This is a genomic window from Prevotella sp. AM23-5, from assembly GCF_003473645.1.
GTDB lineage: Bacteria > Bacteroidota > Bacteroidia > Bacteroidales > Bacteroidaceae > Prevotella > Prevotella copri_A.
Genome location: NZ_QUCG01000045.1, coordinates 1 through 5,854 on the forward strand (window position 1 = coordinate 1; position 5,854 = coordinate 5,854).

Annotated in this window: 7 protein-coding genes; 3 read left to right on the top strand and 4 right to left on the bottom strand. The window is 41.8% G+C overall.

Translation table 11 applies throughout. The features are described 5' to 3' along the window. Nucleotides 1–79: 79 nt before the first annotated feature. From DW657_RS11215 to DW657_RS11220, 3 genes are all read right to left on the bottom strand, one after another. A complete protein-coding gene (locus DW657_RS11215) occupies nt 80–562 on the bottom strand; it encodes a hypothetical protein (protein ID WP_118312561.1) in 483 nt (160 codons plus the stop codon). Further along, nucleotides 549–719, bottom strand: coding sequence for a hypothetical protein (locus tag DW657_RS17805; RefSeq protein ID WP_158577355.1), 171 nt, complete (start codon nt 717–719; stop codon nt 549–551). Before DW657_RS17805 ends, DW657_RS11215 begins: the two co-directional genes overlap by 14 nt. A gap of 212 nt (nt 720–931) precedes the next feature. Beyond that, nucleotides 932–1,366: a hypothetical protein gene (locus DW657_RS11220; protein WP_118312562.1), complete on the bottom strand. Its 435-nt coding sequence runs from the start codon at nt 1,364–1,366 to the stop codon at nt 932–934. A gap of 1,101 nt (nt 1,367–2,467) precedes the next feature. Between DW657_RS11220 and DW657_RS11225 the strand changes: the two genes are divergently transcribed. Further along, complete coding sequence (locus tag DW657_RS11225) at nt 2,468–3,307, top strand: hypothetical protein (RefSeq protein ID WP_118312563.1); 840 nt, start codon at nt 2,468–2,470, stop codon at nt 3,305–3,307. A gap of 25 nt (nt 3,308–3,332) precedes the next feature. After that, nucleotides 3,333–4,079, top strand: a complete 747-nt coding sequence (locus DW657_RS11230) for an HNH endonuclease (RefSeq protein ID WP_118312564.1) — start codon at nt 3,333–3,335, stop codon at nt 4,077–4,079. 393 nt (nt 4,080–4,472) lie between these two features. Here the strand turns inward: DW657_RS11230 and DW657_RS18610 are convergent, their stop codons facing one another. Then, entirely contained in the window at nt 4,473–4,598 is a 126-nt protein-coding gene (locus DW657_RS18610) for a hypothetical protein (protein ID WP_255415915.1), read from the bottom strand. A gap of 565 nt (nt 4,599–5,163) precedes the next feature. Here DW657_RS18610 and DW657_RS11235 point away from each other — a divergent pair. Continuing rightward, nucleotides 5,164–5,748, top strand: coding sequence for an HU family DNA-binding protein (locus DW657_RS11235; RefSeq protein ID WP_118312565.1), 585 nt, complete (start codon nt 5,164–5,166; stop codon nt 5,746–5,748). Nucleotides 5,749–5,854 lie beyond the last annotated feature (106 nt).

Here is a 5,854-nt window from a genome sequence, read left to right on the forward strand (position 1 = left end):
GTATCGTTCTGAAATCTGGGGCAAAAGTACGGCGATATTTTGAAATAAAAATAGTACGGAGTAGTACAGCGTACTAGTACTAATACTTGCTAATCTTCTTGTTATATTCTATAGTTTGCTTGGTATTCTGACCATTCACAAACCCCATTCTCAACTTCTCTCTATTAATGTTCCACAACAAGGAAAAATCTTTCCAGCAGGAAGAAAGATTCAGCTCAAACTGAGCCTTCATGACAAGGCAACCCATCTGAGCAACAGTCAGTTGAGAAGCAGGCTGATAGTTCTCATCCAACACTCCCGCATCCTGCATTTTATGAAGCCAGCCAATCCCTTGGGGCGTAGAAAGCTCTTGGGGGATGACCGTAACCTTCGCTACCTCCTCTTTGGATTTATCATCCGTATCAGAATTCTCTTCAACCACCTCCCCAAAATCAGCCTCACAGACATCATCCTGAGATGCCTGATTTCGAGTAAAATTAATAAGCTCATTGAAATTGTCAACATGGTCTATGCGAACCAGTCTAGACTGGTCATAGAAATTATAAGTATCATTTGTCGCCATCTTTCTCCTTCTTTTTATCGTTCAATATTTTAAAACGGTTATATTTACCTGGAATCTGCACGAGGATACTATGATCGTAAAGATTCACGTTAACTACTACGACGATTAATCTCAGCTGGGCGAGCTTAATCAGCGACTTATAAAATAATTTAGCCATAATAATCCCTTTCTTAATCTTTAATTTTTGAAGGATTGACTAAAAACTACCATTTACTAGTTAGAGAGGGCAGCCCCCATGATTTTCATGAGGTGAGGCAGCTATCAAGGCGTTGTTGACTTATGACCAGCAAAACCCTAGTGGTTCATGTAATTTCTTTCATTTCTTTTTGGGTTTTTAAAAGTTTGATTGATTATTATTGTTTAGTATTATTATTCCGCCTTGTTCACAAACTGGCGGAGATCTACTTTCTTTTTTATCAAATCTTCCACCGCTTCAGCTCCTGCGCCATAGATTTCTTTATATTCTCTTTGCAGTTGATTGATGCGGCCAAGTCTTTTGGTTCTATCTTTAATATGCTTTTTAGATTTGTAGTTCTCTACGGCCTCATATTCTTCATGCAGATAGTAGCCTATAATATAGCAGAATTTAGCAATGGTTTCAAATTGTATGGTAGTATCGAATTTCAAGAATTTTCTGATAGTATCATAAGCAACATGAAATTCATTCACGATTGATTTCCGAGGAGAAATATCCTCACCAATCATAATACCGAGAAGAGTTCCAATCCTCTCGATATATGATAATCTCATCAACCTTACAGCCAGAGATTCTGAATTTTCTATTTCTTTTGCCTCTTCAACCATTGCTATTTTTATTTTTCCGTGTAAAATTAGCAATAATCGGTGGTATTTCCAAGCGTTTTACGTCTCTAAGGGACGTAAAAAGAGTGCGTATTTTTTCCTGATTGTCAAATATATGTACGAAAAAGAGAGAAAGTGCGCATTTTTAGCGCTATACTTCCTCTCCTCGACTTTTATGGATGGGTAGGCAATTCTATTACCATTTCCACGGCTCTTGTGAACGATATGAGGGGTGGAATTTTCACTCCAGCGCTTCACTCTGAAGCTCGCAAAGCTGGTCTTTTTCATCTTATATACATATATAATAAGGTACAGGATCCATTTTAAAAAGTCAACTTTACAAACCTTTCATTGATTGCGAATAAGTTACAAAGACAAAAAATATGATGGGGACTTTTCGAAGTGAGCTCAGTACTGAACTTTCGCAAGTAAGCCCCACACACGCCCTAAGTATAATTGCAGTCAGCAAGGCGCCCTGAAAAGGCGTGTGGGGCATACTTGATAACTTCTGTCCTTTACTTTACCTTCGGCCGGTGACCGTTGGTTCAGGGCGTGCTGGGCATAGTGAATGAAAAATCAGGGCGTGTGGAGGATACGAAGAAGAGGTACAGTCTCTTTTACCCATTCTGCCAACTTGGTAGAAAAGCTCCTGATTGCTATCGTTTCATTAATATGTACCATAAGTCTATTGCTTTAATTTGGGAGCAAAAATACTACTTAAATTTGAATTCACGAAGCATTTTAACTGAAATTTCACTCCGACCTCCAATAATTCGATAAGTCGGCGCTCTGTGTCTGAAAAATCCGGCATAATCTTATCTATTTAGTTAATATTCAAAATGCAAAGTAAATGAATATTAGCCTAACAGACAAGTTTTCGGAGTATTTTTAGTTTTCTTTGGCCTTTGAAAAAGGTTAGGACGACGGTCGCCGAATGTTTATAAATGCTCGGGAAACCTATAAAATAAATCCACATGGATTCTTTAACAGAACTTTTGCCCATGTTCTAACTATTTTTTGTACTTTTGCAGCGTGTGCCTGTTGCGCATATTTCAAGCTTTATAAATTGCATATTTCAAACTATATAAATAAGGAGGGAAAATAATGCTATACCATTTTTTGGAGACACAGTTTTTGGTAAGTCTGCTGCGAAGAAACAGCTTTCGGACTTCTCCACCGGAATTAAGCAATGATGCCGATGGAAATCTGGTCTATATCTACAGCAATCAGAGATTCATTTCATTCACACGGAACAGGAATCCGCTGGAAGGATACCCCGTTCTGATGCTGAGCGGCATGAATCATGCTGCCTTCGACAGCATTTTCTGCAGAGTGACGCTAGATCGCCATACACTCAAGAACCATTCGAATTTCAAGTCTAAGAATGGGAAGCAGCATCATTTCAAGATGGCTCCCTTCGATTATACTTACAATGAGTTTAGGTATGGAAGCTCCAGCATCATGGAAGAATATGACGTGGATGCCCTGAATGGGAAGGAGTGGATGATGAAATCGGATTCCTACTTTGAGAATATGTATGGAGAGATAGATGGGGAATCTTCGGAAGATTGTGTAGGAATTCTTTCGGATGTATATTCTCATACCTATTCCCAGGCGGAAGAAAGGCTGACCACAGATGTTGCATTTATTCCGAATGCCAACAGATATATCAGATGCGTGGATATCTACGTCAGGGAGAATATGCAGCGGTTATCAGCCAACCTGGGAGTCCCATTTTATCTTCATCAGATCAGTGATGATGACTGGAGGGGGATTGTCCAGATACGGAAGTACTGTCAAAAGCTGAATATTCCCCTGCATTTCTATGATTCGCTGGATTATTTCAAGGGGCAGAGACAAGCGTTCGAAATCCCGTATTCCCAAATCGCAGATACTCACAAAATGTATAAGAACAAGCTAAACGGACAGCAGAAGAATATATAAACGATAAATTACATCACGAATAAATATGTTACAGAACAATCATCATAATTTGGCGGAATATCTTTCCGACTTTTATCGCTATCTGACAATGCAGGATGGCGTGAATGCTCATTCCCGCACCAATTACATCTCCTGGCTAAAGTTTCTGGATTCCCAGGGATATGCTCTGGAGCAGCTAAATAGCCAGGATGACATCATGGATATACTGGCTAATGAAAAACTTCTGCAAAAGGATAGAGAAAAATATACAAAGGACAAGGATCTCAGCAATTTCAAGGCTGCACTGAACAGATTCCTGCAATTCAGAAAATCTGACTATGCACGCCAGCAGGAGGAAACCGTATTGGCGGAAATCAATCAGGTTCGGAATAATTATACACTAACAGAAACGGAGCGTGAGGCGATAGTGAAATCCAGAATCGGACAGGGGTATTTCAGAGATCAGCTTGTGAACTATTGGCACGGCTGTTCTATCTCTGCATTCCAGCATTATGATTTGTTGATAGCTTCGCATATCAAGCCATGGAGGGATGCAGATAATCTGGAGCGTGTTGATATGTACAACGGTTTGCTGCTCCTACCTAACTATGATAAGTTATTTGATAGGGGCTACATCTCTTTCAAGGATGATGGCAGCATCATTTATTCAAGATATCTTGATGCTTCCGACCGCCGACTGCTGGGAATGGATAATCAGGTGCATCTCTTGAAAACGGAAGATCGTCATCACCGTTTTTTAGAGTATCACCGTGAACATTGCCTGATGCTATAAATGTTAAGATTTCTCCGAACTTTACAAAAACAACAAGGGTCTATGCACCACTATGACATTTGATGCATAGACCCTTGGAAAAGCCACAAATGAAGCAACTTCTCCAGTTGCTCAGCCTTATGAGCCTTCAGCCTCTTTACCCATTCCGCCAGCTTGGGAGAAGAGCTTTTGATTACTATTGTTTCATTTACATATACCATAAGCCTATAGATTAAAATTCGAATATTTTTAAAGCTTTTGCCCTTTCAGGGCGTTGGTTTATATTCCGTTAATACCCAGGGCGTTGCCCTGGTCTAGGAGCTTCTGCCCTTTCAGGCGTGTGGGACACAGTGAAGGAACTTCAGGGCGTGTGGGGCACAGTGAATGAAGCTTCAGGGCGGTGATATCTGTAATCTATTTCTCTCGTTTCAGCAGCAGAATTTCCTCTGCCGACAGCCCCGTTATTTCCATCACCGTGGCAGTATCGCACAACTGCACATGATGGCGGATTTTCTCCTTGTCGAATGCATCCTCGTTCATACTGAAGTTGAGCAGGGCAATCGTGTAGATATGGTTTTCTGATAAAAGTTGAGAAAATGTGATGATTCCCTGCTCTTCTCAGGAAAGTATCAAGAGGCAGTGGAGGTGGTTACAGTGGTTACGGTTACAGAAGTTACAGTTTTCATGGAGGGGGTAAAGTGCTTTCGGGGACTTACGGATTGTAAGTAGTATATATATAGATTATAAATATATAATTAATATATATTTATAATCTCTTTCTAAAGACGGGAGAAGGTAAAGGGGATTCGAAAAACTGTAACTTCTGTAACCGTAACCGCTCCTACCGAAAAATCACTCTGCCGAGAACTACAGGGGAACTCCTGGGAAAACATAGGGAAACTCTCGGCTACTCATAGTTTTCTCATAGCTAACTGATAGACTTGTTTTTATTAACGGAAAACGGCGCAAATGTTAACGGCGTTTAACAGAACTCTGCGGGGTGATTTTTGGCGGTATCGGATATTTGCAGTACCTTTGCACTGTCGTTAGAAGAAAGGCTGCACTTTCTAAAAATAATTATTAACCCTTTAAAAACTGATTGACTATGGGACAAGGAACTAGTAAGTATCGTAAGATTATGCGTACGCCTCAGACGGGTGAGAACGCTGGTAAGAAGCTCTGGTATGCTACTGCCGTGAGCGACCGTGAGATGAGTTTCGAGGACTTCGTGCCTCATATCTCTGAGCACAACTCTCCATACAGCCGAGGCACCATCCACGGTGTGCTGATGGATACCCTCGACTGTCTGAAGCATCTGATTCTGGATGGCAAGAGCGTTCGTTTCTCCGACCTCGGATTGTTCTCCATCGGTATGACTTCGCGTGGCGAGGTGAGCAAGGAGAAGGTGACGGCAGCTAGCGTGCAGGGCGTGCATTTGATTGTGAGAAACACGAAATCTTGGAGCAACGCCGAGCTGAAAAAGCTCACCAAGATCGTGGCTTACGATGACTATACCACCGGAGCTGAGGATGGCGGCGGAACTGGGAATACACCGGGTGGCGGTGATACTAGCCAGGGTGCTGGCGACGAGACCAACAAGGATAACGGCGGAACATCGCAGGGCGGCGGTGGCACCAGCCAGGGCACTGGCGGAACTGACGGCGGCGGCGACGACAACGTAAGTTTGTAAATCTTGCTTGATGCGGATTGCAAATCCGCAAAGCCCAAATAGGTTAGGACGTTTTTTAACGGCGGATTGCAAATCCGCCGGAACGCCTAACGGAATTAATCACTAA